At 71.9% G+C, this 25,901-nt stretch carries 24 protein-coding genes; 17 read left to right on the forward strand and 7 right to left on the reverse strand.

Going from position 1 to position 25,901, the window contains the following annotated elements:
• Nucleotides 1-66 precede the first annotated feature (66 nt).
• From ACGFI8_RS04645 to ACGFI8_RS04655, 3 genes are read left to right on the forward strand one after another with little or no spacing between them, the layout of a single operon-like run.
• Nucleotides 67-888 carry a hypothetical protein gene (locus tag ACGFI8_RS04645; protein ID WP_392799984.1) on the forward strand — a complete coding sequence of 274 codons (822 nt, stop codon included), beginning with the start codon at nt 67-69 and terminating at the stop codon, nt 886-888.
• A 9-nt stretch (nt 889-897) separates the two neighbouring features.
• Nucleotides 898-2,763 carry a fumarate reductase/succinate dehydrogenase flavoprotein subunit gene (locus ACGFI8_RS04650; RefSeq protein WP_392799986.1) on the forward strand — a complete coding sequence of 622 codons (1,866 nt, stop codon included), beginning with the start codon at nt 898-900 and terminating at the stop codon, nt 2,761-2,763.
• Nucleotides 2,763-3,722: a succinate dehydrogenase/fumarate reductase iron-sulfur subunit gene (locus ACGFI8_RS04655; protein WP_392799989.1), complete on the forward strand. Its 960-nt coding sequence runs from the start codon at nt 2,763-2,765 to the stop codon at nt 3,720-3,722. The genes ACGFI8_RS04650 and ACGFI8_RS04655 overlap by 1 nt, the downstream gene beginning before the upstream one ends.
• Before the next feature lie 64 nt (nt 3,723-3,786).
• Here ACGFI8_RS04655 and ACGFI8_RS04660 read toward each other — a convergent pair whose 3' ends face one another.
• Nucleotides 3,787-4,281, reverse strand: a complete 495-nt coding sequence (locus ACGFI8_RS04660; RefSeq protein WP_392799991.1) for a DUF1990 family protein — start codon at nt 4,279-4,281, stop codon at nt 3,787-3,789.
• The gene (locus ACGFI8_RS04665; protein WP_392801176.1) at nt 4,278-4,676 is read right to left on the reverse strand and encodes a (deoxy)nucleoside triphosphate pyrophosphohydrolase; all 399 of its coding nucleotides are present in this window, start codon (nt 4,674-4,676) and stop codon (nt 4,278-4,280) included. The genes ACGFI8_RS04660 and ACGFI8_RS04665 overlap by 4 nt, the downstream gene beginning before the upstream one ends.
• Before the next feature lie 206 nt (nt 4,677-4,882).
• Between ACGFI8_RS04665 and ACGFI8_RS04670 the strand changes: the two genes are divergently transcribed.
• Nucleotides 4,883-5,200 (forward strand): pterin dehydratase, encoded by a 318-nt coding sequence (locus tag ACGFI8_RS04670; RefSeq protein ID WP_392799993.1) that lies wholly within the window; start codon nt 4,883-4,885, stop codon nt 5,198-5,200.
• 122 nt (nt 5,201-5,322) lie between these two features.
• Here the strand turns inward: ACGFI8_RS04670 and ychF are convergent, their stop codons facing one another.
• Both ychF and ACGFI8_RS04680 read right to left on the reverse strand, forming a co-directional pair.
• Nucleotides 5,323-6,396: a redox-regulated ATPase YchF gene (ychF, locus tag ACGFI8_RS04675; protein WP_392799996.1), complete on the reverse strand. Its 1,074-nt coding sequence runs from the start codon at nt 6,394-6,396 to the stop codon at nt 5,323-5,325.
• Nucleotides 6,397-6,981: 585 nt separating this feature from the next.
• On the reverse strand, nt 6,982-7,815 hold the full coding sequence (locus ACGFI8_RS04680; protein ID WP_392799998.1) for a sugar phosphate isomerase/epimerase family protein: 834 nt from the start codon (nt 7,813-7,815) through the stop codon (nt 6,982-6,984).
• A gap of 19 nt (nt 7,816-7,834) precedes the next feature.
• On the opposite strand from ACGFI8_RS04680, the gene ACGFI8_RS04685 reads away from it, so the two are divergent.
• On the forward strand, nt 7,835-8,647 hold the full coding sequence (locus ACGFI8_RS04685) for an aminoglycoside N(3)-acetyltransferase (protein ID WP_392800001.1): 813 nt from the start codon (nt 7,835-7,837) through the stop codon (nt 8,645-8,647).
• Nucleotides 8,648-8,824: 177 nt separating this feature from the next.
• On the opposite strand, the gene ACGFI8_RS04690 is transcribed toward ACGFI8_RS04685, so the two are convergent.
• On the reverse strand, nt 8,825-9,352 hold the full coding sequence (locus tag ACGFI8_RS04690; protein WP_392800004.1) for a hypothetical protein: 528 nt from the start codon (nt 9,350-9,352) through the stop codon (nt 8,825-8,827).
• A 119-nt stretch (nt 9,353-9,471) separates the two neighbouring features.
• On the opposite strand from ACGFI8_RS04690, the gene ACGFI8_RS04695 reads away from it, so the two are divergent.
• The 4 genes from ACGFI8_RS04695 to ACGFI8_RS04710 all read left to right on the forward strand — a co-directional run bounded on the left by ACGFI8_RS04695 (nt 9,472) and on the right by ACGFI8_RS04710 (nt 16,588).
• Nucleotides 9,472-10,926 (forward strand): AlkA N-terminal domain-containing protein, encoded by a 1,455-nt coding sequence (locus tag ACGFI8_RS04695; protein ID WP_392800006.1) that lies wholly within the window; start codon nt 9,472-9,474, stop codon nt 10,924-10,926.
• Nucleotides 10,927-11,098: 172 nt separating this feature from the next.
• Complete coding sequence (locus ACGFI8_RS04700) at nt 11,099-12,790, forward strand: ABC transporter ATP-binding protein (RefSeq protein WP_392801178.1); 1,692 nt, start codon at nt 11,099-11,101, stop codon at nt 12,788-12,790.
• Entirely contained in the window at nt 12,780-14,564 is a 1,785-nt protein-coding gene (locus ACGFI8_RS04705; RefSeq protein WP_392800009.1) for an ABC transporter ATP-binding protein, read from the forward strand. Before ACGFI8_RS04700 ends, ACGFI8_RS04705 begins: the two co-directional genes overlap by 11 nt.
• 215 nt (nt 14,565-14,779) lie before the next feature.
• Entirely contained in the window at nt 14,780-16,588 is a 1,809-nt protein-coding gene (locus tag ACGFI8_RS04710) for a tetratricopeptide repeat protein (protein ID WP_392800011.1), read from the forward strand.
• A 223-nt stretch (nt 16,589-16,811) separates the two neighbouring features.
• Here the strand turns inward: ACGFI8_RS04710 and ACGFI8_RS04715 are convergent, their stop codons facing one another.
• Nucleotides 16,812-17,540, reverse strand: a complete 729-nt coding sequence (locus ACGFI8_RS04715) for a hypothetical protein (RefSeq protein WP_392800014.1) — start codon at nt 17,538-17,540, stop codon at nt 16,812-16,814.
• A 64-nt stretch (nt 17,541-17,604) separates the two neighbouring features.
• On the opposite strand from ACGFI8_RS04715, the gene ACGFI8_RS04720 reads away from it, so the two are divergent.
• Both ACGFI8_RS04720 and ACGFI8_RS04725 read left to right on the forward strand, forming a co-directional pair.
• Nucleotides 17,605-18,792: a DNA recombination protein RmuC gene (locus tag ACGFI8_RS04720; RefSeq protein ID WP_392800016.1), complete on the forward strand. Its 1,188-nt coding sequence runs from the start codon at nt 17,605-17,607 to the stop codon at nt 18,790-18,792.
• A 630-nt stretch (nt 18,793-19,422) separates the two neighbouring features.
• Nucleotides 19,423-19,755: a hypothetical protein gene (locus ACGFI8_RS04725; protein ID WP_392800018.1), complete on the forward strand. Its 333-nt coding sequence runs from the start codon at nt 19,423-19,425 to the stop codon at nt 19,753-19,755.
• Between the two features lie 87 nt (nt 19,756-19,842).
• On the opposite strand, the gene ACGFI8_RS04730 is transcribed toward ACGFI8_RS04725, so the two are convergent.
• On the reverse strand, nt 19,843-20,856 hold the full coding sequence (locus tag ACGFI8_RS04730; protein WP_392800021.1) for a 4-hydroxy-3-methylbut-2-enyl diphosphate reductase: 1,014 nt from the start codon (nt 20,854-20,856) through the stop codon (nt 19,843-19,845).
• Between the two features lie 80 nt (nt 20,857-20,936).
• Between ACGFI8_RS04730 and ACGFI8_RS04735 the strand changes: the two genes are divergently transcribed.
• The 6 genes from ACGFI8_RS04735 (at nt 20,937) to ACGFI8_RS04760 (ending at nt 25,816) form a co-directional block, all read left to right on the forward strand.
• Nucleotides 20,937-22,184: a sensor histidine kinase gene (locus tag ACGFI8_RS04735; RefSeq protein ID WP_392800024.1), complete on the forward strand. Its 1,248-nt coding sequence runs from the start codon at nt 20,937-20,939 to the stop codon at nt 22,182-22,184.
• Nucleotides 22,172-22,813, forward strand: a complete 642-nt coding sequence (locus tag ACGFI8_RS04740) for a response regulator (protein ID WP_392800027.1) — start codon at nt 22,172-22,174, stop codon at nt 22,811-22,813. Before ACGFI8_RS04735 ends, ACGFI8_RS04740 begins: the two co-directional genes overlap by 13 nt.
• 34 nt (nt 22,814-22,847) lie before the next feature.
• The gene (gene xseA / locus ACGFI8_RS04745; RefSeq protein ID WP_392800029.1) at nt 22,848-24,062 is read left to right on the forward strand and encodes an exodeoxyribonuclease VII large subunit; all 1,215 of its coding nucleotides are present in this window, start codon (nt 22,848-22,850) and stop codon (nt 24,060-24,062) included.
• Nucleotides 24,059-24,820: a GNAT family N-acetyltransferase gene (locus ACGFI8_RS04750; RefSeq protein ID WP_392800032.1), complete on the forward strand. Its 762-nt coding sequence runs from the start codon at nt 24,059-24,061 to the stop codon at nt 24,818-24,820. Before xseA ends, ACGFI8_RS04750 begins: the two co-directional genes overlap by 4 nt.
• Nucleotides 24,821-24,893: 73 nt before the next feature.
• Entirely contained in the window at nt 24,894-25,103 is a 210-nt protein-coding gene (locus ACGFI8_RS04755) for an exodeoxyribonuclease VII small subunit (protein ID WP_392800034.1), read from the forward strand.
• Between the two features lie 200 nt (nt 25,104-25,303).
• The gene (locus ACGFI8_RS04760; protein WP_392800037.1) at nt 25,304-25,816 is read left to right on the forward strand and encodes a pyridoxamine 5'-phosphate oxidase family protein; all 513 of its coding nucleotides are present in this window, start codon (nt 25,304-25,306) and stop codon (nt 25,814-25,816) included.
• Nucleotides 25,817-25,901 lie beyond the last annotated feature (85 nt).

Below are 25,901 nucleotides of genomic sequence, written 5' to 3' on the forward strand. Positions count from 1 at the left end.
GTGTGCACCGACCAAAGATCAGTACATCGGAGAACTCTTCACCAGCCCGTCCAGGGAGTACTCACCATGACGACCACGCCGACCAGGCCTCGGTCAGTTTCGGGCGCGGGGCCCCGCGCTGCGATCAGCGCCAAGACATTGCGGACGGACGGGTGGCGGACTTCCCCGTTGTCCATCGCGGCGATTCTGCTCTTCTTCATCGTCTATTCGACGATCCGGATTTTCATGGCGAAGTGGTACTTCGTCCCGGAGCACGGATACCTTACGCCGCTGTACTCGCCGTGTCTGAGTGACTCCTGCGTGCCCGGATCATCGCACTTCGGCACGCCGTTCGGGGAGTTTCCGCGGTGGCTTCCGCTCGGGCTGGCGGCGTTCCCGTTCGTGGCCGGCTTCCGGGTGACGTGCTACTACTACCGCAAGAGCGGATACCGATCGCTGTGGCTGTCGCCGCAGGCGTGCGCGGTGCAGGAGCCCCACAAGAAGTACAGCGGCGAGACCCGGTTCCCGCTGGTCTTCATGAACTCGCACCGGTACTTCTTCTACGTGGCGTCGCTCATCCTGTTGATCAACATCTGGGACGCGTTCCACGCGTTCAAGGGGGATGACGGCGGGTTCGGGATCGGGCTCGGGTCGCTGATCATCGTGGTCAACGTGATCGCCCTGGCCGGGTACACGGCCAGCTGCCACGCGTGCCGGCACGTCATGGGCGGGCGGCTGAAGCACTTCTCGAAGCACCCGCTGCGGTACCGGATGTGGACGCTGATCTCCAAGCTCAACACCCGCCACGGCACGTTCGCCATGACGTCGCTGTTCACCGTCATCCTGACGGACGCTTACATCATGGCCGTGTCCGCACATTGGATCAACGACCTCCGAATCTGGAATTAGGACCCCCCGATGACGAACATCGAGCGACACACCTACGACGTCGTGGTGATCGGCGCGGGCGGCGCCGGGCTGCGGGCCGCCATCGAGGCCCGGCTCGCTGGCAAGAAGACCGCCATCATCTCCAAGTCGCTGTTCGGCAAGGCGCACACGGTCATGGCCGAGGGCGGCGCCGCGGCGGCCATGGGCAACGTCAATGCGAACGACAACTGGCAGGTGCACTTCCGCGACACGATGCGCGGCGGCAAGTTCCTGAACAACTTCAGGATGGCCGAGCTGCACGCCAAGGAGGCCCCGGACCGCATCTGGGAGCTGGAGACGTACGGCGCGCTGTTCGACCGTACGAAGGACGGCAAGATCAGCCAGCGCAACTTCGGCGGCCACGAGTACCCGCGACTGGCGCACGTCGGCGACCGGACCGGCCTGGAGCTGATCCGCACGCTGCAGCAGAAGATCGTCTCCCTGCAGCAGGAGGACTACGCCGCGCACGGCGACTACGAGGCGCGGATCCGGGTGTTCCAGGAGTGCACGATCACCGACCTGTTCATCGAGGACGGCGCGGTGGCCGGCGCGTTCGGCTACTACCGCGAGTCGGGCGAGTTCGTGCTGTTCGAAACGGCCGCGATCGTGCTGGCCACCGGCGGCGTGGGCAAGTCCTACAAGGTGACCTCGAACTCGTGGGAGTACACGGGCGACGGGCACGCGCTGGCGCTGCGCAGCGGCGCGACGCTGATCAACATGGAGTTCCTGCAGTTCCACCCGACCGGCATGGTCTGGCCGCCCTCGGTCAAGGGCATCCTCGTGACCGAGTCGGTCCGTGGCGACGGCGGGGTGCTGCGTAACACCGACGGCAAGCGGTTCATGTTCGACTACGTCCCCGACGTCTTCCGCAAGCAGTACGCGGAGACCGAGGAGGAGGCCGACCGCTGGTACTCCGACCCGGACAACAACCGGCGCCCGCCCGAGCTGCTGCCCCGCGACGAGGTCGCCCGCGCGATCAACGCCGAGGTCAAGGCGGGCCGCGGGACGCCGGCCGGCGGTGTGCTGCTCGACATCGCCAGCCGGCTGCCGGCCGAGCAGGTGCGCAAGCGGCTGCCCTCGATGTACCACCAGTTCAAGGAGCTGGCCGACGTCGACATCACCAAGCAGCCGATGGAGGTCGGGCCGACCTGCCACTACGTGATGGGCGGCATCGAGGTCGACGCCGACACCGCGGCGGCGGCCGTGCCGGGCCTGTTCGCGGCCGGCGAGGTGTCCGGCGGCATGCACGGCTCCAACCGGCTCGGCGGCAACTCGCTGTCCGACCTGCTGGTGTTCGGCAAGCGGGCCGGCGAACACGCGGCCGCGCACGCCGAGCAGACCAAGCGGCGCAAGCCGTCGGCGGCCTCGGTCGACGCAGCCGTGGACGCGGCGCTGGCCCCGCTGCAGCGCGGCGACGGCGGCGAAAACCCGTACACCCTGCACCACGACCTGCAGGAGATCATGGGCACGCTGGTGGGCATCATCCGCCGCGAGGGCGAGCTGCGCGACTCGATCGTGCGGCTGGCCGAGCTCAAGGAGCGGGTCAAGAAGGTCGGCGTCGGCGGCGGCCGGCGGTACAACCCCGGCTGGCACCTGGCGCTGGACCTGCGCAACATGCTGATCGTCTCCGAGTGCACCGCGAAGGCGGCGCTGGAGCGCAACGAGTCGCGCGGCGGGCACACCCGCGAGGACTTCCCGAAGATGGACCCGGACTGGCGGCGGATCAACCTGGTCTGCTCGTTCGACGGCGAGGACGTCCGGCTGGAGCGCAAGCCGCTGCCGGTCATGCGCCCCGAGCTCCAGGGCCTGTTCGAGCGCAGTGAGCTGGCCAAGTACATGACCGACGAGGAGCTGTGATGGGTACCAAGCGCCACTTCCGCGTCTGGCGCGGCGACGACACCGGCGGCTCGCTGCAGGACTTCCAGGTGGAGGTCAACGAGGGCGAGGTCGTGCTCGACGTCATCCACCGGCTGCAGGCCACGCAGACCCCCGATCTCGCGGTGCGCTGGAACTGCAAGGCCGGCAAGTGCGGCTCCTGCTCGATGGAGATCAACGGCAAGCCGCGGCTGGGCTGCATGACCCGCATGTCGACGTTCGAGGACGACGAGACCGTGACGGTCACGCCGCTGCGCACGTTCCCGGTGATCCGCGACCTGGTCACGAACGTGAACTTCAACTACCAGAAGGCCCGCGAGATGCCCGCGTTCGCGCCGCCGAAGAACCTGGCGCCGGGCGAGTACCGGATGCAGCAGGTCGACGTCGAGCGCTCGCAGGAGTTCCGCAAGTGCATCGAGTGCTACCTGTGCCAGAACGTGTGCCACGTGATCCGCGACCACGAGGAGAACAAGCGGGCCTTCTCCGGCCCCCGGTTCTTCATCCGGGCCGCCGAGCTCGACATGCACCCGCTCGACGCGCGCAACGACCGCAAGGAGATGGCCCAGGCGGAGCAGGGCATCGGCTACTGCAACATCACCAAGTGCTGCACCGAGGTGTGCCCCGAGCACATCAAGATCACGGATAATGCGATTATTCCGATGAAGGAACGTGTTGTTGATCGGAGGTACGACCCGGTGACCTGGCTTGGGCGCAAGATCTTCCGCCGTGACCAGCTGGACGAGCCGGCCCTGGCGCACTCCTCGAGCTCGAGGAACACGGGCCCCCTGCCGCAGGACCCCGCGCTGGGCGCCGACGGCAAGCTCACGGTCGCGGAGCTCTACCTGGACCGCGCCGCGGCGGCCTCCCCGTTCGGCGACGACCAGGAGTTCCCGCTGCCGCCGGAGAAGCTGCGCTACCAGCACCCGACCGACGGCCACTAGTCAGGCAGTCACGTCGTCACGCGAGGAGCCGCGGATCCGCCCGGATCCGCGGCTCCTTCGTCTGTCACAGGTGCCGCATCGCGTCGACGTACCGGTCGGTCACCCTGTGCTGCACCAGCCGCGCCATCGGGGAGCCGAGCCGCACCCACCACTTCGCCGGCCGGCTGAACGCCCGCACCTCGAACCACACGTCGCCCGCCTCGTCCGTGCAGAGCAGGAACGACTCCTCACCGGTGGCGATGTGCCCGGGCAGCGTGCCGAACCCGAACCCGTAGCGGTCCGGCTCGTCCACCACCCACACGATCCGGCACGGCACCCACAGCCGCAGCGGGCCGGCCCCGATCCCGGCGGAGAACTCCACCCCGAGCGCCGCGCGCTCCGCCGAGCTGCGCACCCGCAGCCCCGCGCCGCGCTCCGGCTGCCAGCGCGCCAAAGCGTCGGCCGCCGCGCGGAAGAGCTCGGCCCCGGAGCCGAGCCGGACACGCCGGGTGATGTGTTGATAACCGTCCGGCAGTGGTCCCTCGCGGGTCGCGCCGACCTCGGGATACGTGACGTTCACGGGGTCGAAGGTAACAACGGCTCCAGCGCCTGGACGATCGGCGCGTCGGCCGGGAGCCAGGGCACGCTGTCCAGCTCGCCGACGGCCAGCCAGCGCAGGTCGCTGTGCTCCAGCGGAACGGGTTGCGCGCCGTTGACCAGGGTCGCGACGTACACCCGGAGAATCGCCGTGCCGCCGAGCATCGCGATGTCGTCGCCGACCCGCGGCCCCACCTCGACGTCGACCCCGAGCTCTTCCTGGCACTCCCGCACCAGGGCCTGCTCCTCGGTCTCCCCGGGATCGACCTTGCCCCCGGGAAACTCCCATTTACCGGCCATTTCGGGCGGCTGGGCACGCTCACACGCCAAAACGCGACCCTCGGAGATGATCGCTGCTCCGACGATGATCCTTGGCATCACCCGTTCGGTCTGCACAGGCAACCAGGGTGCCAGATCGAAATGAAGTTCCGGTGGCTGGCTCTGCCCTGTTGTTCACCAGACGAGGGAAATGTGGCCGTGGACAGATCCACCGGTTGCTAGTCAGACTTGCAGACACCGTTGATGACGGGCAGGCTTCGAAACGGCCACAAGCCGGCAACGATGCCGTGGGAGGGTAGGTCGAAATGCGGGCCCGGTGGAGCGACGATCACCGTGACTATCTCAGCGATGCGCTGGCCTTACTGCAGGGCTGGACTCATGACGGCGGCGAGATCCGCCGGACGCTGCACCTCGACGATTCCCAGCATGCGGCACTCACCGAGCGAATGAAAGTGGTCGCCGACGCGGTCGGTGTCCGCCCGGACGTCCGCCGCCTGGACGGCCGCACGCAGATCCGCCTCCGCGTCCCCGGCACCGCCGACTCGGACCTCTCCCCGGGCGAGGTCACGCTGGCCGCCCGCATCGAGGACCTGTACAAGAACATCATCGCCGGCGCCGCCTGAGATTTTTGACTCGGGCCCGTGTCACCTGCGGACCGTTCCTCCCGCGAGACACCGGGCCGGAGCCTGCCTGAAGGGCGGCCCCGACCCTGCCAGGTCCGCGGTGCCAAGGACAAAAGAGCCGGTCAGACGTTGAAGCGGAACTCCACGACGTCGCCGTCCTGCATGACGTAGTCCTTGCCCTCGATGCGGACCCGGCCGGCGGCCTTCGCGGCGTTCATCGAGCCGGCCGTCATCAGGTCCTCGAACGAGACCACCTCGGCCTTGATGAACCCGCGCTGGAAGTCCGAGTGGATGACGCCCGCGGCCTCCGGGGCCGTGGCGCCGATCGGGACCGTCCAGGCCCGGGCCTCCTTCGGGCCGGCCGTGAGGTACGTCTGCAGCCCCAGCGTGCGGAAGCCCACCCGGATCAGCTGGTGCAGGCCGGGCTCCGGCTGGCCGATGGAGGCCAGCAGCTCGAGGGCCTCCTCCTCGTCGAGGTCGGTGAGCTCCGACTCGATCTTCGCGTCGAGGAAGATGGCCTCGGCCGGTGCGACGAGCGCGCGCAGCTCGTCCAGGAACGCGGGGTCGCTCAGTCCGGCCTCGTCCACGTTGAACACGTACAGGAACGGCTTCGCGGTCAGCAGGTGCAGCTCGCCGAGCTCGGAGACGTCAAACCCGGCCGCGTACAGCGTGTTGCCCTCGTTGAGCAGCTCGCCCGCGGCCTTCGCGGCGGCGGCGACGCCGGCCCGCTCCTTGCGGACCTTCGCCTCCTTCTCCAGCCGCGGCAGCGCCTTCTCGATCGTCTGCAGGTCGGCCAGGATCAGCTCGGTGTTGATCGTCTCGATGTCGTCGCGCGGCGAGATCTTGCCGTCCACGTGCACGACGTTAGGGTCGGAGAAGGCACGCACCACCTGGCAGATCGCCGACGCGTCACGGATGTTCGCGAGGAACGCGTTGCCACGCCCCTGCCCCTTCGAAGCCCCACGCACCAGCCCGGCGATGTCGACGAACGACACCGGCGCCGGAATGATCTTCTGCGAGTCGTACAGCTCCGCCAGCCGCCCGAGCCGCCCGTCGGGCAGCCCGACGACGCCGACGTTGGGCTCGATGGTCGCGAACGGATAGTTCGCGGCGAGCGCGTCCCCCTTGGTCAGGGCGTTGAACAGGGTGCTCTTGCCCACGTTGGGCAGGCCGACGATGCCGATGCTGAGTGCCACGACACGTCAGCTTACGCAGTGCTGACCGGCACCCACTCCGCGCGGGCCACTCGCTGTCTCCTGTGGGCGCCTGCGGCGCGGGGCAGGCCAGGTCCGAAATCTAGCCTGGCGCGCGCCTCCGGCGCGGGCGCGCGTGGGGGGTTCCCACCCCACACCCCCCATGCCCGCCCCGCGGGCACTCCCCGCCCGCGCTGCGCGCCCCTGCGTCCACTCGGCGTCTCCTGTAGGCGCCTGCGGCGCACGGCACGCCACGTCCGGAAACTAGCCTGGCGCGCGCCTCCGGCGCGGGCGCGCGTGGGGGGTTCCCACCCCACACCCCCCATGCCCGCTCCGCGGGCACTCCCCGCCCGCGCTACGCGCCCCTGCGTCCACCCGGCGTCTGCTGGGGCGCCTGCGCAGGGGCACGCCAGGCCCGAGCCGCACCGCAACTGACGTCGGCCAGGGCCGAGGCGAGCAGGTGTGTAAAAAACGGCTGCTATCGCAGCCCTTTTTTACACATCTGCGCGGGCGCTTCTGCCTGCGCTGCGGGAAAGAGCGGGCGGATCGCCCTCGCGACAAGCGTCGGCGCGCGATGGACCGCGGCGGTCAGCGCAGGTGGATGCCCAGCTCCGCGGTGAGGGCGGCGAACGCCCGGGCCGCCTCGCCGAAGCGGCGCGGGCCAGAAAGCACGTCCGGGCGGGCCGGATCGGCCAGGTGCGGCTCCAGCGAGGCGAAGCCGGTCCAGCCGTCGTCGCGCAGGGCGGTCAGGGTCTCGCGCAGCTCGCCGTCGCCGTGCCCGGCCGGCACCTCCGTGCCGTCGGCCGCGCGGGCGTCCTTGACCTGCAGATACTCCACGTACGGGCGCAGCATCGCGTAGCCGTCGGTGAACGGGCGCACGCCGACCTGCACGAAGTTGGCGTTGTCCCAGGCCACGCGCAGGGCCGGCGAGCCGACGGACTCGACGAGGTCGAGCACCCGCTCGGGCACGTCGCCGTAGATGGCCTTCTCGTTCTCGTGGACCAGCACCACCGACTCGCGCTCGGCGACGTCGGCGAAGCCGCGCATCCGGCGCAGCACCGTGTCGCGGGTCGCGGCGACGTCGACGCCGTCGGGGCGGTAGAAGGAGAACAGCCGCACGTACGGCGCGTCGAGCCGCCGCGCGGCCGCCACCACGCGCTCCAGGCGGCGCAGCTCGGTGTCCGGGTCGTCGTAGACCCCGGTCTTGCCGATCGGCGACGCGATCGCCGAGACGGCCATCCGGTGCCGCGCCAGCAGGTCCGCCAGCCGCGCGAGGTCCTCGTCGGACATGTCGGCCACGTTGACGCCCCAGCCGCTGCGCAGCTCGACGTGCGCCGCGCCAAGAGCCGAAAGCACCTGCAGCTGTACCGCGGGATCCGCGTCGATCTCGTCACCGAACCCCGACAGCGTCCACTGCGTCATGACCGAACATTATGAGGGCATGGAAGCCGATGCGGTGGCCCGCACCACTCGCCCGGGCACCGTCGACGGGATCGCGCGGCAGCTGCGCGAGCTCGGGCTGCCGCAGGGCGCGACGGTCATCACCCACTCGTCGCTGTCACGGCTCGGCTGGGTGGCCGGCGGCGCGCAGGCCGTGGTGCTCGCGCTGCTCCGGTCGGTCGGGGCGGACGGCACGCTCGTCATGCCGACCCACTCGCGGCATCTGACCGAGCCCGCGGACTGGGGCAACCCGCCCGTGCCGCCGGACTGGTGGGAGATCATCCGCGCCGAGACGCCGGCCTACGACCCGCGCACCACGCCGACCGGGTACATGGGGGCGATCGTCGACTGCCTCCGCTCCTTCCCCGGCGTGCTGCGCAGTGCGCACCCGACGGTCTCCTTCGCCGCGCTCGGGCCGCTCGCGGCGCGCATCACGGACGGGCACGAGCTCGACGACGGGCTCGGCGAGGGCTCGCCGCTCGCCCGGCTCTACGAGGCGGACGCCTGGGTGCTGCTGCTCGGCGTCGGGCACGACAACAACACGTCGCTGCACCTGGCCGAGTACCGGGCCGACGTGCCCAAGCGATACCTGCGGCAGGGATCGCCCATGCTGGTCGACGGGGAGCGGCGCTGGGTGGCGTATCGCGAGCTCGCCGACGACACGTCGCTGTTCGAGCCGCTCGGCAAGGACTTCGCGGAGATCACCGGCGGGGAGCGGACCGGCCCGGTCGGCGCCGGGACCGCCCGGCTGATGCGCCAGCGCGAGCTCGTCGACTTCGGCGCGCGGTGGCTGACCCAGCGCGGTGCGCGATGACGGGCGTGTACGTGTAACGGAAAACCCCTGGGATTCGCACTTTTCGGTCGGATGGTCCGGGTACCCCCCTTACCCGGTTCCGCCCACCCCCGGGCCGCGTGCGTCGTCAGTCCTCCACCTGCACGGCGTCACGCGGCCCACCTCGATTGTGAGTCGATCTTCCTGTTCTACGTGAAACTATGGCTGCGCGAGCGGGTCGTTCTTCGGGTCGTCGTACCGGACCGTCTCGAACCGCCCGTCGTGGTCGCTGTCGGTGACGACGTAGTCGCGGCGCCCGTCCCCGTCGACGTCGCGGGCGACGTAGTCGGCGACGCCGTCGTGGTCGGTGTCGCGCACGTCGGTGTCGATGTTGCCGTCGTTGTCGAGGTCGGCCACGACCCGGTCGAACCGGCCGTCGCCGTTGGTGTCCAGCGCCGCCAGGTCCTTGTCGCCGTCGTTGTCGGTGTCGATGAACACGGCGTCGATCCGGCCGTCGCCGTCGAGGTCGCGTAGCTCGGTCTCGAGCGTGCCGTCCCCGTCGGTGTCGATCGCGTAGCGGTCGACGCGGCCGTCGCTGTCGTCGTCGTACGCGACGACGTCGGCGGTGCCGTCGCCGTCGGTGTCGATCGCGTAGATCGTCTCGCCGTGCTCGCCGTGCATCGTGACGACGTTGGGCTCGGCGTCCGCGAGGCCGGCCTCGCCGGTCCCGGACTCGTACTCGCTCATCGGCGTCTCCGTCTCGTGTTCGCGTGTTCGGTGGCCACCACAGTAGGCGGTCGGCGCGACGGAACATACGCGTCCGAAAACCGCCAGTCGCCGCCCCGCGGACGGGGCAGGATGGAGTCGTGGACCTCGACTTCGAAACCTGCCGCAAGGCGGCGACCAGCCGTGACTCGCGCTTCGACGGCGTGTTTGTCACCGCGGTAAAGTCGACCAGGATCTATTGCCGGCCGTCCTGTCCGGCGATCACGCCGAAGCCGGAGAACGTGCGCTTCCTGCCGACCGCCGCGGCCGCGCAGCGCGAGGGCTACCGGGCCTGCCTGCGCTGCCGGCCCGACGCCGCGCCGGGCTCGCCCGACTGGGACGTGCGCGGCGACGTGGTCGGGCGCGCCATGCGGCTCATCGCCGACGGCGTGGTCGACCGCGACGGCGTGCCCGGGCTCGCCGACCGGCTCGGCTACACCGAGCGGCACCTGCACCGGATGCTGGCCGCGGAGGTGGGCGCCGGCCCGCTGGCCCTGGCCCGGGCGCAGCGCGCGCAGACCGCGCGGGTGCTCATCGAGACCACCGGGCTCGGGCTGGCCGAGATCGCCTTCGCGGCCGGGTTCGGCAGCGTGCGGCAGTTCAACGACACGGTCCGCGAGATCTACGGGCGCACGCCGTCGCAGCTGCGCGCCCGGCGCAGCCCGCCGGCGCCCGGTCCGGGGCGGTCCGCGCGAAGCCTCATCGAGCCGGACCGGGCGTTGCAGGACGAGGGCGTGATCTCGGTGCGGCTGCCGTTCCGGGCGCCGCTGCACGCCGAGTCGCTGCTGTCGTTCCTGCGCCAGCGGGCGGTCGACGGGATCGACGCGGTCGACGACGAGGGGTACCACCGCAATCTCCGCCTGCCGCACGGCGCCGGGCGCGCGACCCTCGCGCCGCGGGCCGGCCATGTCGCGGCCACCCTGCACCTGGCCGACGTGCGCGACCTGGCGCCCGCGGTGGCGCGCTGCCGGCGGCTGTTCGACCTCGACGCCGACCCGGTCGCCGTGGACACGGTGCTCGGCGCCGATCCCGCCCTCGCGCCCGTGGTGCTCAAGGAGGAGGGGGTGCGCGTGCCCCGCGCGAGCGACGGCTTCGAGATCGCGGTGCGCGCCGTCGTCGGGCAGCAGATCTCGGTCGCCTCCGCGCGCACGGTGCTGCGCAGGCTGATCGCCGCCGACGCCGGGCTGTTTCCGACCGCGGAGGAGCTGCTGGCCCTGCCGGACGAGGCGTTCTCGATGCCCGAGTCGCGCCGGCGCACGCTGCGCGGGCTGGCCGCCGCGGTGGCCACGGGCGAGCTCGACCTCGACGGCGGCGGGGACCGCGCGGAGACCGTCGAGCGGCTCCGGGCGCTGCCCGGGATCGGGGACTGGACCGCGCAATACACCGCGATGCGCGCCCTCGGCGACCCGGACGCGTTCCTGCCGACCGACCTGGGGGTGCTGCGCGGGGCGCGGGCCGCCGGGCTGCCCGACACGCCGAAGACCCTGGCCGCGCACGCCGAGCGCTGGCGGCCCTGGCGCTCCTACGCCGCGATCCGGCTCTGGAGGCTGCAGTGAACACGTACTCCACGACGACCGACTGCTCGATCATGAAGCCATCTGAATATCGGTTGGCGCCAATGTAATTCGCACGTACGTTTGACGTATGTCAACGACCGCCGCGCCCGCCGAGGCGCGGCGGTCCAGCCGCATCCGGGGCCGGGCCAATAGAGCCCAAGCCCTCTGGCGCATGCGGGTCTACCTGCAGCCGTATTACGCGCTCACCGCCTGGTCGATGGTCGCCGCCGTGCTGTCCACCGCCGCGAGCCTGGCCATCCCGCTGCTCATCCAGCGCGTGGTCGACGGGCCGGTGCGCCGCGGCGACACCCGCGGGCTGTTCCTGCTCGGCGCGCTCGCGGTCGCGCTCGGCGTCTGCGAGGGCGCGCTGAGCTTCATCCGCCGCTGGGCGCAGTCCGCGTCCTCGGTCGGCATGGAGGCCCGGCTACGCGAGGACCTCTACGCGCACCTGCAGCGGCTGCCGATCGAGTTCCACGACCGCTGGCAGTCCGGGCAGCTGCTGTCGCGGGCCACCGCCGACCTGTCCTCGATCCGGCGGTTCCTGTCGTTCGGGCTGTTCTTCTTCGTGCTCAACCTCGCCACGTACATCGCCGTGTCCGTGCTGCTGATCCACCTGTACTGGCCGCTGGGGGTGTTCGTGGCGCTCAGCGCGATCCCGCTGTTCCTGATCGTGCGCCGGTTCACCGGGCGGTACTTCGCCGCCTCCCGCGAGCTGCAGGACTCCCTCGGCGACCTGACCACGCGCATCGAGGAGTCGGCGCAGGGCATCCGGGTGATCCGCGCGTTCGGCCGGCGCGACCACATGAGCGTGCAGTTCGCCGGCGGCGCGCGGCACGTGCACGACCTCGGCGTCGGCAAGAGCCGGATGGTGGCGCGCACGCTGTCGCAGTTCGACCTGGTGCCCAACGCCACGCTCGCGGTGGTGCTCGTCGCCGGAGCGGTCGCGGTCTCCGAAGGGCGGCTGACGGTCGGCACGCTGGTCGCGTTCGTCGCGCTGCAGGTGATGCTGGTCTGGCCGATCGACCTCCTGGGCTGGATCATCGCCAACGCGCAGGAGGCGATGAGCGCGTCCGTGCGCATCTACGAGGTCATGGACACCCTGCCGTCCATCGTGGACCGCCCCGGCGCGATCTCGCTGTCCACGGTGGAGGGACGGCTGCGCTTCACGGGCGTCGAGTTCGGCTACGAGCCGGGCCGGCCGGTGCTGCGCGGCATCGACCTGGAGATCGAGCCGGGCGAGACGGTGGCGATCGTCGGGGTGACCGGCAGCGGCAAGACGACGCTGGTGTCGCTGGTGCCGCGGCTGTACGACGTGGACGCCGGGAGCATCACCATCGACGGGCACGACGTGCGCGACATCGGCCTCGACTCGCTGCGGCGCATCGTCGGCACCGCGTTCGAGGACCCGACGCTGTTCTCGATGAGCGTGCGGGAGAACCTCACCCTGGGCCGCACCGACGCCAGCGAGGCGGACATCGCCGAGGCGCTGGACATCGCGCAGGCGCGCTTCGCCTACGACCTGCCGTGGGGCCTGGACACCCGCATCGGCGAGCAGGGCCTGTCGCTGTCCGGCGGGCAGCGGCAGCGCCTCGCCCTGGCCCGGGCGGTACTCGGCCGCCCGCGGGTGCTGGTGCTGGACGACCCGCTGTCCGCGCTCGACGTGCACACCGAGGCGCTGGTCGAGTCCGCGCTGTCCACGGTGCTCGCCGGGACCACCGCGCTGCTCGTGGTGCACCGGCCCTCGACCATCGCGCTGGCCGACCGCGTCGCGTTCCTCGACGGCGGCCGGCTCGCCGCGATCGGGACCCATTCGCAGTTGCTCGCCTCGTGCCCCGGATACCGGGACGTGCTACGTGGCGCTTGATGTCCAGCGGTGGCGGGGCACCGCGACGGAGGAGCCCGACCCGACGCAGCGCGTCGCGAGCCGGCGGCTGCTGGGCTCGCTGCTGCGCCCGCACCGCCTGGCGATCGCCGCGCTCGTCGCGCTGCTGCTGGCCCAGAACCTCGCCGGGATGGCCGGGCCGTACCTGGTGAAGCTGGGCATCGACCGCGGCATCGGCCACCCGCCGACGCTCGTGCTCGTGACCGCGCTGTTCGGGCTGGCCACCGTGCTGGAGTTCGGCACCCGGCGGGCGTTCCTGGCGATGTCCGGCCGGGTCGGCAACGCGGTGCTGCTCGACCTGCGCACCCGCGTCTACGACCACCTGCAGCGGCTGTCCATCGGCTTCCACGAGCGGTTCACCTCGGGCCGGGTCATCGCGCGGCTCACCAGCGACGTGGACAACATCGCCGAGCTCGTCGACGGCGCGCTCGACGACCTGGTGCTCGCCGCGCTGTCGGTGCTGTCCGTGGCCGGGATCCTGCTCTGGCTCGACCCGCCGCTGGCGCTGGTCACGCTGGCGTCGTTCCCGTTCCTGCTGTGGCTGTCGCGCTGGTTCCAGCGGGCCAGCGCGCGGGCCTACCGCCGGACGCGGGAGACGATCGCGCTGGTCATCATCCACTTCGTGGAGTCGCTCGGCGGCATCCGCGCGGTGCAGGCCTTCCGCCGCGAGCGGCGCAACGACGAGATCTTCGCCGCGGTGAACGACGACTACCGGCGGGCGAGCCTGCACGCGCAGCGGCTCGTCGCGACATACTCGCCGGCCATCAAGGTGATCGGAAACGTGTCGCTCGCGGTGGTGCTGACCTACGGCGGCTGGCGGGTGCTGCACGGGCGCACCGAGGTGGGCGTGCTGGCGGCGTTCCTGCTGTACCTGCGCCGCTTCTACGAGCCGATGCAGGAGCTGTCGCAGTTCTACAACACGCTGCAGTCGGCCACCGCCGCGCTGGAGAAGCTGGCGGCGGTGCTCGACGAGCAGCCGGCCGTGGCCGAGCCGCGCTCGCCGGTGCGCCTGGCCGACCCGCGCGGCGAGCTGACCTTCGACGGCGTCTCGTTCGCCTACGACTCGGGGCGGCCCGTGCTGCCGGCGCTCGACCTGTTCGTGCCGGCCGGGCAGACGATCGCGCTGGTCGGCGCGACCGGCGCGGGGAAGTCCACGCTGGCCAAGCTCGTGGCCCGGTTCTACGACCCGACCGGGGGCAGCGTCGCGCTCGACGGCGTCGACCTGCGCTCGCTCGCCGAGGACGACCTGCGCCGCGCGATCGTGATGGTGACCCAGGAGAACTACCTGTTCTCGGGCACCGTCGCCGCCAACATCGCCTTCGGCCGGCCGGGCGCCTCGCGCGCCGAGGTCGAGGCGGCCGCGGATGCGATCGGTGCGGACGCGTTCATCCGCGCCCTGCCCGACGGGTACGACACCGACGTGCGCAAGCGCGGCGGCCGGCTCTCGGCCGGGCAGCGCCAGCTCGTGGCGTTCGCGCGGGCCTTCCTGGCCGACCCCGCGGTGCTGATTCTCGACGAGGCGACGTCGTCGCTGGACATCCCGAGCGAGCGGCTGGTCCAGCAGGCGCTGCGGACGATCCTGGCATCCCGGACGGCGCTGGTGATCGCGCATCGGCTGTCCACAGTGGAGATCGCCGATCGGGTGCTGGTCATGTCCGGCGGGCGGATCGTCGAGGACGGGCCGCCGTCCGCCCTGATCGGCGGCGGAGGGCACTACGCGGAGCTGCACGCGCAGTGGCGCGACTCCCTGCTGTGAGTGTCGGGTAATTGACAGTCTTCTCGGAAGGCCGTCGTGGATGGCGGGGTTCCTGGCGTCGATCTACCGTGGACACATCGGTTCGTGGGAGGATTCTCGTCACGCTACGGATCTCGGCTTGTCGCCCGCAGTGATCTTCGGGAGGTTCTCGGGTCTGAACGTCAGGGGGTTTCTCGGGGTTGAACGTCGCGAGTGAATGCGAGTGAAGAGGACCGATGACTGGCGGACGATGGAGTGGCCAGACCCGATTTCTCGTCGTGTTCGTCGGGCTCGCCCTGGTCGCCCTGGGCGTGCTGACGACGGTGCAGTTCCGCAGCACCGCCGGCGCCGCGGCCCTCGTGGGGGCGGGCGTGCTGGTCGGGCTGGCGGGGCTGTCCGGCGGCGCGATCGTGCTTCGCTCGGGTGACCGCGAGGAGCGGCTCGCCTCCGCCGGCCGGGCCCAGCAGGACGGCGACGCCGAGGGCGCCTATGACCGGTTCGTGCAGCTGATCCGCGGCCAAGCCCCGCAGGCCATCGCCTATCACGAGGGCGCCAACGCCGCGCTCTACGAGGCCGCCGGGCGCGAGGGGCAGAAGCTGCAGCCCGTCTTCGGATACTTTCTCGGCCCCATCGCCATGTCCGAGGCGCACATCATCGTGGACATCCGGGCCGGCACCGGCTTCTCCATCGCGCGCATGCAGGCGACCCTGCAGGCGCTGCTGGTCGGCCCGACCGCGGCGTTCCAGGCGGCACTGGTCATCGTCAACGCCTCCCCGGACGACTCGATCCTGAGCTCCGTGCGGCAGCTGAGCACCGCGCTGGACCGGCCCGTGACCGCGGTCGCGTGGCGGATCGGCGACCACTCCGACGCCATCTCCGACGCGATCGTCTCGCTGCGCCGCGAGCTGCGCCGGCGCGACCACGAGTCCCCGATCGAGGTGCCGGCCGAGGTCCTCGACGAGCCGGACGTGTTCGAGCCCGTGCGGATCCCGAGCCGCCCGGCCGCCCCGCCGCAGCCGGCGCCTCCCCCACCGCCGCCGATCTCGATCCCCGTCCAGCAGCCGGCTCGCATGGACGAAGACGTGTATCCGCACATGACGTCCTCCACGGTCTACGGCTCCTCCATGGCGGACGATTTCGACGACGAGCCCGACCCGGTCGAGTGGCCGGCCCCGGAGCCGCGGCGCCGCCCCTCCCCGGCGCCCCGCCTCTACGACGACTCCGCGACCTGGCAGCGCGCGACCGACCTGCACTGGCGCGGGCAGCTGCAGGAGGCCGAGGAGGCGTACCGCGAGATCGTCGACGCCCGCGCCCACGCCCTCGGCTGGGACCACCCGGACACGCTCACCGCCCGCGACCAGCACGCGACGGTCCTGCGCGACCTCGACCGGCTGGCCGAGGCGCTGGTCGAGTGTGACGAGGCGCTCACCGCCCGAGTCCACATCCTCGGCGAGGACCACCCGGACACGCTGACCAGCCGCAGCCACCTGGCCACGATCTACCACCAGCTGGGCGACCTGAACCGGGCCGAGGCCGAGCACCAGCGGGTCCTGGAGTCGCGCACGCACGTCCTGGGCACCAACCACCAGGAGACGCTGATCTCGCGCAGCAATCTCGCCAAGGTCTACCAGGACATGGGCGAGCTCGACCGGGCGATCGAGGAGCACCGCACGGTCATGCGCGCCCGGGCCCAACTGCTCGGCCCGGAGCACCGCGACACGCTCATGAGCCGCAGCCTGCTCGCGTCGGCGCTGCACCACGCGGGCCGGCTTCTCGACGCCGAGGCCGAGCACCGGGCGGTCCTCGGCAGCCGGCTGCACCTCCTGGGCCCGGTCCACCTCGACACGGCCGTCTCCCGCCACCGCCTCGCGAGCGTGCTGCACGACCTGGGCCGGCTGGACGAGGCCATCACCGAGTACCGCGCGGCCCAGACCGTCTACGCCGAGCTCCTCGGCGCGACGAGCCCGTTCGCCCGCGCCGCGGCATCGGACCTGGCCCTGGCCGAGCGCGCACTCCGCGGGGCGCAGGGCTCCCACCGCTACTGAGGCTCTTGCCACCGCGGACCCGGCAGGGAGGGCCGCCAGGCCCGACCGGTGTCTCGTGGGAAGAACGGTCGCAAGTTGCACGGACCCGAGCTCTGCTTGTGTTGTCTTTTTGGTCTTGTGCGCCGATAAATCCGGGCACCTTCGGTGCCCGGATTTATCGGAAATCTCGGGTATGTCGCTTTCGCGTCGAACGTTGCTGGAACGGCTCGAACGGCTCGGACGGTTAGAAGTCGCCGCCGAAGTCGCCCGCGTCGCCGAAGCCCGCGTCGCCCCAGTCGCCGCCGTCGCCGCCGTCGAAGTCGCCGTCGCCCTGGTCGAAGCCTTGATCGAAGCCCTGGTCGTAGCCCTGGTCCAGGCCCTGGTCGAAGCCGGCGTTGTACGCGGCGTCGTAGCCGTGGTCGCCCCAGCCCGGGCTGAACAGCGCGTCGAAGACCAGCACCGAGCCGATGCCCCACGCGCCGGCGACGAGGGCCGTCTTCCACCAGGGCTCGGAGTACCAACCGGCCGGGACGCCGCGGCCCGCGACCGCGCCGCCCGGGTAGTAGTAGGGGGTCGCGTTGCCGGGCTGGGGGCTGGCGCGGTACGTGTGCCCCTGGACCGCGACCTCGCGCTCTTTGGTGATCTGCCCCGCTCGCGCGCCGGCCAGCGGCGGAAGGTCGGGCCCGGGGTCGAGGCCCATCGCGGCGCGGGCCGCCCGGATGTAGGCGAGCCCCTCCAGCGCGGTCTCGCGAGCGAGGTCGTACTGCTTCAGGCTCGTCGCCCGCTCCAGCTGCCCACCCGCGGCGTTGTACCGCTCGCTCGCGTCCACCAGCGCCTGTTTGACCGCCGGCTCGTCGCCGGAGAGGTTCATCAGCTGCCCGCCGAGGCGCTCATACCACCGAAGGGCCTCCTCCCGCGCATCGGCCAGCTGCTGCGCCTCGCGCTTCCTGCGCCCGAAGCCGAACACCGTCACCACTCCAACCAGGACGAGTAACCCATGCCCTCGACGGTACCGTTTTCTGTCATACCCCTACGGCATGCTGAATACCGTGGATCTCCTCCTCCTGCTCATCGGCCTCATCACCGGCGCCGCCCTCGGTTGGTATGTCGCTCGGTCACGCTCCGCCGTCGACCTGGCAAAACTGGAGGCCACGCTGCAGGCGACCCGCGACGGCGAGGCGCGCCTGGAGGCGTCGCTACGCGGCCTGACCCTCGAGGCCCGCGGCCAGACCCAGGACGCCGTGGCCGACGCGGTGACGCCGCTGCACGAGGCGCTGCTGCGATACGAGCGTCGAGTGGTGGAGCTGGAGCGCGACCGCGTGGGCGCGTACGAGTCGCTGCGCGAGCAGGTCCGCACCATGCACGAGGTCTCCGGCGAGCTGCGCACCGAGACGCGCCGCCTGGTCTCCGCCCTGCGCGCCCCCACGGTCCGCGGCCGCTGGGGCGAGCACCAGCTGCGCCGCGTCGTCGAGGCCGCCGGGATGCTCGAGCACTGCGATTTCGAGGAGCAGGTGACCGCCGCCACCGACGCCGGCGTGGTGCGCCCCGACCTGATCGTGCGCCTGCACGGGGGCCGCCAGGTGGTGGTGGACGCGAAGGCGCCCCTGGAGGGATACCTGTCGGCGCTGGAGGCCCCCGACGAGCAGACCCGCACGGCCCGCCTGACCCAGCACGCCCGCCACCTGCGCGCCCACGTCGACGCGCTGTCCGCGAAGTCGTACTGGTCTGCCTTCGAGCCGGCCCCCGAGTTCGTCGTCCTGTTCGTCCCCGCCGACACGTTCCTGGACGCGGCCCTCCAGCACGACCCGGCCCTGCTCGAGCACGCCTTCGCCCGCAACGTGGTCCTCGCCACACCCGCCACGCTGGTCGCCTTGCTGCGCACCATCGCCTACGCGTGGCGCCAGGACTCCCTGACGTCCAACGCCCTGGCCGTCCACCAGACGGGCCGCGAGCTGTACGCCCGACTGAGCACCATGGGCGAACACCTGTCGAAGGTCGGCACGTCACTGTCGACGGCCGTGTCGTCGTACAACCGAGCCGTGGGCTCCCTGGAAGCCAGGGTCCTGGTCAGCGCCCGCAAACTGGCCGACCTCGGCCTGAGCGCCGACGACCTGCCCCCGCCCCCGCAGGTCGAGACGACCCCGCGCCAGCTCCAGGCCCCGGAACTGGTCGACAGCGAGTACGAGGCCCTGCTCGCCGCCCTCCGCGAGGACCCACCGCAATAACGACCGCCCCGCCGGCCGTCCCAACCACGGCCGCTCCCGCCCACGGCCGCTCCCGCCCACGCCGCTAATGACTCGGGTCGCGTCGCTTGCAGACCGCTCCTGCCGCGAGCGTCTGGCCCGGAGTCGGCGCGGCGAAGCCGACGGGGCCGGGCTGGGCAAACCGGGCCGCGCCCATAACTCTCCGTGATCATGCGCATAGCGGCCGCGACGGGCTGGGTTTTCATGATCGCGGAGTGAACGCGCTGCTCCTTGTACACGCTCACTCCGTGATGATGGCGAACCGTGCATCCGGCCGGCGATCTCAGCCCGGCCGTGACCACCGCTCCGAGCGATCGTGACGGTCGGTCCCGCCGCGATCACCGACCGAACGGTCTCGCACGCGTGGCATGAGCCATCTGACGGTCGCTCTTACGCAGGTGCGCGAAACTCGGCCGGACGTCGAGGCTTGGACAGCGAGCGGCGCGGGGAAATGTCGGAGCAAAGGGGGCAAGGCGGTGGTTGTGTCGGCCGGCGTACTCGGGTGTGTCGGGGACGTGATCGAATGCGGGCAGTGCGGGATCTAGCGTCGCGCGCATGTTCGGACTTGGCCGGAAACCCGGCGCCAATGCGGTCACCGCTCGCGGGGAGATCGTGCACGTCGATTTCGGCCTGCAGAACGTCGATGCCCACGGCAACACGCGCGCCGCACGCTACGCCGTGCGCGTCCGCGTTTATCCCGACGGCGCGGCGTCGTTCGAGGCCTCGATCAAGGTCAAGCTGCGGGGTACCGCGGGGCCGATGATCGGGGAGGAGACCTGGGTGCGGTACGAGCCGGGCAGCCCGGGGCGCATCGACTTCGATCGGGACCGTATCAAGGATCGTAGCTACGACCGGGTACGGGCCAATCCGGGGCTTCGGGTCGTGGTCGACACGCTGTACCGGCATGGTGACCCGCCGGTCAGCGTGATCGCCACCGCGCGCTGATCCGCGGGAAGAGCGCGGCGCGAAAGGGGTCCGGGCCACCGCGGGCGCGAAAAGGGCGGTGAGGCGCGGACCCCGGCCAGCGGCTGGTCAGCTGAGGGTCTTCGCGACCTCGGCGGCGCGGGCGGCGGCGCTGGCCTTCATGTCGCGCTTGAGCTCCTGGGGCAGCGAGAAGACCAGCTTCTCCTGCGCCGTCGTGATCTCGGCCACGTCGGTGAAGTCGCGGGCGGCCAGGAAGTCCAGGACCTCCATGACGAGCTCCTCGGGCACGGAGGCGCCGGAGGTCACGCCGACCGTCGTGGCGCCGGTCAGCCACTCGTCCTGGATCTCGCTCGCGTAGTCGATCAGGTAGCCGGCCCGCGCGCCGGCGTCGACCGCCACCTCGCGCAGGCGCTGCGAGTTCGACGAGTTCTGCGAGCCTACGACCAGGACGAGGTCGCAGTTGGGGGCCATCGCCTTGACGGCGTCCTGGCGGTTGGACGTGGCGTAGCAGATGTCGTCGCTCGGCGGGGACATGAGCAGGGGCAGGCGCTTCTTGAGGCGGGCCACCGTCTCCAGGGTCTCGTCGACCGAGAGCGTGGTCTGCGACAGCCAGACTACCTTCGACGGGTCGCGGACCGTGACCTTCTCGGCGCCGTCCGGGCCGTCGACCAGCTGGATGTGCGCGGGCGCCTCGCCCGTGGTGCCGATGACCTCCTCGTGGCCCTCGTGGCCGATCAGCAGGATGTCGTAGTCGTCGGCGGCGAAGCGGCGGGCCTCCTGGTGGACCTTGGTGACCAGCGGGCACGTGGCGTCGATGGCGCGCAGGGAGCGGGCCTTGGCCTGCTCGTGGACCTCGGGCGCCACGCCGTGGGCCGAGAAGACCACGATCGCGCCCTCGGGGACGTCGTCGTTCTCCTCGACGAAGATCGCGCCCTTGGCCTGCAGGGTGCTGACCACGTGCTTGTTGTGGACAATCTCCTTGCGCACGTAGATCGGCGCGCCGTACAGCTTCAGCGCCTCCTCCACGGTCTGGACCGCACGGTCCACACCGGCGCAGTAGCCGCGGGGCTTGGCGAGCAGGACGCGCTTCGAAGCAGTCACCCTGCCATCGTACGTGCTCACGTCGCCACCGCCTCCGGGCGAGACCGCGGTAACGCCAGCACTACCGCGCGGGGGCGGGCGGCGCCGGTACGGTCGGCTGCATGCGCCCCCGATCTGTCATGGACGCGCTGCGGCTGCCGCCGATGCGGTTCCTGACCTCGTGGTGGCCGTGGCGCTCGCTGGCGTACCTGGCCACGGGCGGCCTGCTCGGCATCGCCACCGGCACGGTGCTGCTCGGGCTGCTGCTGGCGGGCGCGGTGCTGAGCCTCGTGGTGGTCGGGCTGGCCGGGTTCCTGGCCGCGGCCCTGTCCGGCATCGTGGTGGCCCGCATCGAGCGGCGCCGGCTGCGCATCGTCGACGACGTCCGGCTCAGCGACCCGCATCGGGCGCCCGAGCGGCCGGGGCTGCGCGGCTGGGTCATGGCCCGGCTGTGGGAGCCGGCGACGTGGCGCGAGCTGGGGTACACGATGCTGATGACCACCGCGCTGTGCTGGCTCGACGGCCTGGTCGTGGCCATGTGGACGGGGGGCGTGTCGGTGCTGCTGTGCGGCCCGCTGTACATCCACGACGCCCCGCTGTCGCTGACACTGGCGGGATCGGTGTTCGGCGCCGCCCTCGGCGTCGTGCTGCTCTACCCGATGAGCGCCTGGGCGGCCGCCCGCGCGGCGATCACGCAGGCCGTGCTCGGGCCGCGGATGGAGACCGACGCGCGGCTGACCGAGGTCGCGCGGTCGCGGGCGCGGCTGGTCGACGCGTTCGAGGTGGAGCGCCGGCGCATCGAGCGCGACCTGCACGACGGGGCGCAGCAGCGGCTCCTGGCGCTCAGCATGCAGCTCGGCCTGGCCCGCCTCGAGCTGCCCGAGTCGTCGCCGGCGGCCAAGCCGGTGTCGCGGGCGCACGAGCTGGCCAAGGAGGCGCTCGCGGAGCTGCGGGAGCTCATTCGCGGGGTACACCCGAAGATCCTGGCCGACCGCGGGCTCCACGCGGCCCTGCGCGAGGTGGCCGACCGGGCCCCGCTGGCGGTGGACGTCGACGCGGCGCTGCCGCGGCGGCTGCCCGGCGCGGTCGAGGCGTGCGCGTACTTCGTGGTCGTCGAGGCGCTGGCGAACGTGGCCAAGCACAGCGGCGCGACCCGGGCGCGGGTGGTGGCGTCGGCGGCCGGCGGGCGGCTCACCGTGCAGGTGCGCGACGACGGGCGGGGCGGGGCCGACCCGGCGCGCGGCAGCGGCCTGTCGGGGCTGGCCGACCGGGTGGCGGCGGCGGGCGGGACGGTGTCGCTGGCCAGCCCGGTCGGAGGGCCTACGGTGGTACACGTGGAGCTGCCGTTGGAGCTTGTTTGCGCGTCGTGATCGCCGAGGACGGCGTGCTCATCCGCGAGGGCATCGCCGGGCTGCTGCGGCGCTTCGGGCACGAGGTCGTCGCGGCCGTCGGCAGCGCGCCGGAGCTGGTCGCCGCCGTGCGGGAGCACCGCCCCGGCCTGGTGGTGACCGACGTGCGGATGCCGCCGGGGTTCAGCGACGAGGGCCTGCAGGCCGCGATCGCGCTGCGGGCCGAGGACCCGGCGCTGCCGGTGCTGGTGCTCAGCCAGTACATCGAGCAGACGTACGCCGCCGAGCTGCTCGAGTCGGGGCGGCGCGCCGGGGTCGGGTACCTGCTCAAGGACCGCATCGGCGACGTGGCCGAGTTCGCCGACGCGGTCGCGCGGGTCGCGGCCGGGCACACGGTCGTCGACCCCGACGTGGTGGCGCAGCTGCTCGGCCGGCGGCGCGACCCGCTGACCCGGCTCACGCCGCGGGAGCGCGAGGTGCTGGCACTCATGGCCGAGGGGCACTCCAACGCGGCGATCGCCCGCGCGCTGGTGGTGAGCGAGGCCGCGGTGGCCAAGCACATCAACGGCCTGCTCGCCAAGCTCGACCTGCCGCCCGACGACGATGTGCACCGGCGGGTACGCGCTGTGCTGGCGTACCTGCGTGGCTGACTTTTCTGTCGTACCCGGTGTTTAGGGTGTTCGCATGACTGAAACCGCGTCGACGAGTGAGCAGCCGTGGCCGGTTCGGGTCGTCAGCCAGAAGATCAGCCATTGGATCGGCCGGCTCGGCTGGATCTGGGTGGACGGGCAGGTCGCGCAGATCACCCGGCGGCCCGGCACCAACACCGTATTCCTCACCCTGCGCGACCCGTCGGCCGACCTGAGCCTGACCGTGACCACCAACCGCGACGTGGTCGACCTCGGCGCGCCCGGCCTCAACGACGGGGCGCGGATCGTCGTGCACGCACGGCCTGAGTTCTACGCCGCGCGCGGCACCCTGAGCCTGCGCGCCGACGAGATCCGCCAGGTCGGCCTCGGCGAGCTGCTGGCGCGGCTGGAGCAGCTCAAGAAGCTGCTGGCCGCCGAGGGGCTCTTCGCCCGGGAGCGCAAGCGGCGCCTGCCGTTCCTGCCGCGGCGCATCGGGCTCGTCACGGGCCGGGCCAGCGCCGCCGAGCGCGACGTGCTCACCAACGCGCGGCGGCGCTGGCCGACGGTCGACTTCCGGGTGATCAACGTGGCGGTGCAAGGGCCTTCCGCCGTACCGCAGATCATCGACGCGCTCGCCGTGCTCGACCGCGACGAGACGGTCGACGTCATCGTGCTCGCGCGCGGCGGCGGCTCGACCGAGGACCTGCTGCCCTTCTCCGACGAGGCCCTGTGCCGGGCGGTGTTCGCCTGCCGCACGCCGATCGTCTCCGCGGTCGGGCACGAGACCGACGTGCCGCTCGTGGACTACGTCGCCGACGTGCGCGCCTCCACCCCGACCGACGCCGCCAAGCGCATCGTGCCCGACCTCGGCGAGGAGCTGCGCCTGATCGGCCAGGCCAAGCAGCGGCTCGACCGGTCGCTGCGCGGCCTGCTCGACCGCGAGCAGCACCGGCTCGACGCGCTGCGCTCCCGCCCGTCGATCGCCCGGCCGCTGACCATGGTCGACGTGCGCGCCGCCGACGTCGCCGCGCTGCGCGACCGGGCCACCCGCAATCTCGTGCACCGCCTCGACCGGGCCGGCACCGAGATCGAGCACACGCTCGCCCGGCTGCGCACGCTCTCGCCGTCGGCCACCCTGCAGCGGGGCTACGCGATCGTCCAGCGCGAGGACGGGGCCGTGGTGCGCTCGCCGGGCGAGGTGTCCGCCAAGGAGCGGTTGCGCATCAGGCTGGCCGAGGGATCGCTGGCCGCGATCGTGGAAGGACGATGATGTCCCGGCGCCTGCAGGAGTACATGCTGGCCAGCGCGAGCAGCGGCCGCGAGGTGGTGCGCGCCGGGCCGTTCACGGTGACGATCACCGCGCACGACCCGAACGTCTACCTGAACTACGCGATCCCCGACCCGGACGCCGTGCCGACCCCGGCCGACGTCGAGGCGCTCGTGGCGGCGTTCACCAGCCGGGGCCGGGCGCCGCGGCTGGAATATCTGCCGGGCCTCGCCCCCGCCGTCGAGCCGGCCCTGCTCGCGGCCGGGTTCACCGTCGCCGACCGGCTGCCGCTCATGGTGTGCACGCCCGGCGCCGACGTCGACCAGCCGGTGCCGGCCGGCTTCGAGCTGGTCGCTCCCGGCACCGACGCCGAGACGGCTGCGATGCTGGCCGCGCAGCACGAGGCGTTCGGGGAGCCGCCCCCGACGCCGGAGCACGTGGTCGCGACCCGCGCCAAGGCCGCCGGGGGCCAGCTCCAGCTCCTGGCCCGCGATGCCGCGTCGGGCGACCCGGCCGGCGGCGGTGTGGCGGTCGCCGTGCGCGACGGCATCAGCGAGGTGGCGGGCATCGCGGTGCGCCCGAGTTACGAGCGCCTCGGCCTCGGCGGCGCCCTGACCCTCCAGCTGACCCGCGCCGCGTTCGCCGCCGGCGCGACCCTGGCGTTCCTCACCCCCGCCGGCGACGCCCAGGAGCGCGTCTACTCCCGCGTCGGCTACCGACGCGCCGACTCGGTCCTGTTCCTGTCGCACACGGCCACATGAGCGCCCTGCTGGGTTTCGGCGCCGGAGTGTGGTTCGGTGTTATGAGAGCTTCTTCGGGAGAGGGGTCAACCGCGTGAGCGAGCCGAAGACGGCCGAGCCGGCGCCGTCGTTGACGTACGAGCAGGCCCGCGCCGAGCTCGCCACGGTCGTCGAGCGCCTGGAGTCGGGCGGCTCGACATTGGAGGAGTCGCTGGCGCTGTGGGAGCGCGGCGAGGAGCTGGCCACGATCTGCCAACGCTGGCTCGACGCGGCGCGGGCCCGGCTCACACCGTCCGACTCCTGACCGCCGCCCAGCCAACTCGGACAAGACCGAACAATCCGGCCATACCGGCCCGGCCAGGCAGGGCCCGCCGCACGCGGCCGCCTCGCCAACGGCCGGCGCCAGCAGGCAGCCCGGTGCACTCCCCCTGGTTTTCCTCGCCGATGTCGAGAATCCGCGACCGGCGCCGTCCCCGGTTCGACCGCGGCCACAACGGTCGCGCCGTGACGGAAGGAAACACCATGGACCGGCAGAACATCGACGACGAACTCTCCAGGTCCGGCGCGCAAGAGCTGCTCACGTCCCCCCACCTGGCCCGTCTGGCGTACATCGGGAAGGACGGAACACCGCGGGTGATCCCGGTCGCCTTCTTCTGGACCGGCGACCAGGTCGTGATCTCCACGGCCACGACCTCGCCGAAGGTTGCGGCGTTGTCGGCCCGCCCGGATGTCGCACTGACCATCGATGCGGGCGAAACGCCCGACCAGGCGCGAGCGCTTTCGATACGCGGGCGGGCGAGCGTCGAGATCGTCGACGGCGTGCCCGACGAATATCTCGCCGGCGCCCGGAGGTTCCTCGACGCCGAAGCGGCGGCCGAGTTCGAGCGGAACTGCCGCATGATGTACGACCAGATGGCGCGAATCGCGATCACGCCGCACTGGGTGCGCTACTACGACTTCGGCGCCGGTCGGCTACCGCGATTCCTGCAGGACCTGGCCGAGCGGAACCGGTCGTGAGGGTCGGGCCGGTGGACCGCGGCACCAGCGCCCGCCGGGCCGATGTCGAGAATCGGTGATCGGCGTCGTCCCCGGTGCGAACGCG

This window comes from Dactylosporangium sp. NPDC048998, from assembly GCF_043197855.1.
In the GTDB taxonomy this organism is placed as follows: domain Bacteria; phylum Actinomycetota; class Actinomycetes; order Mycobacteriales; family Micromonosporaceae; genus Dactylosporangium.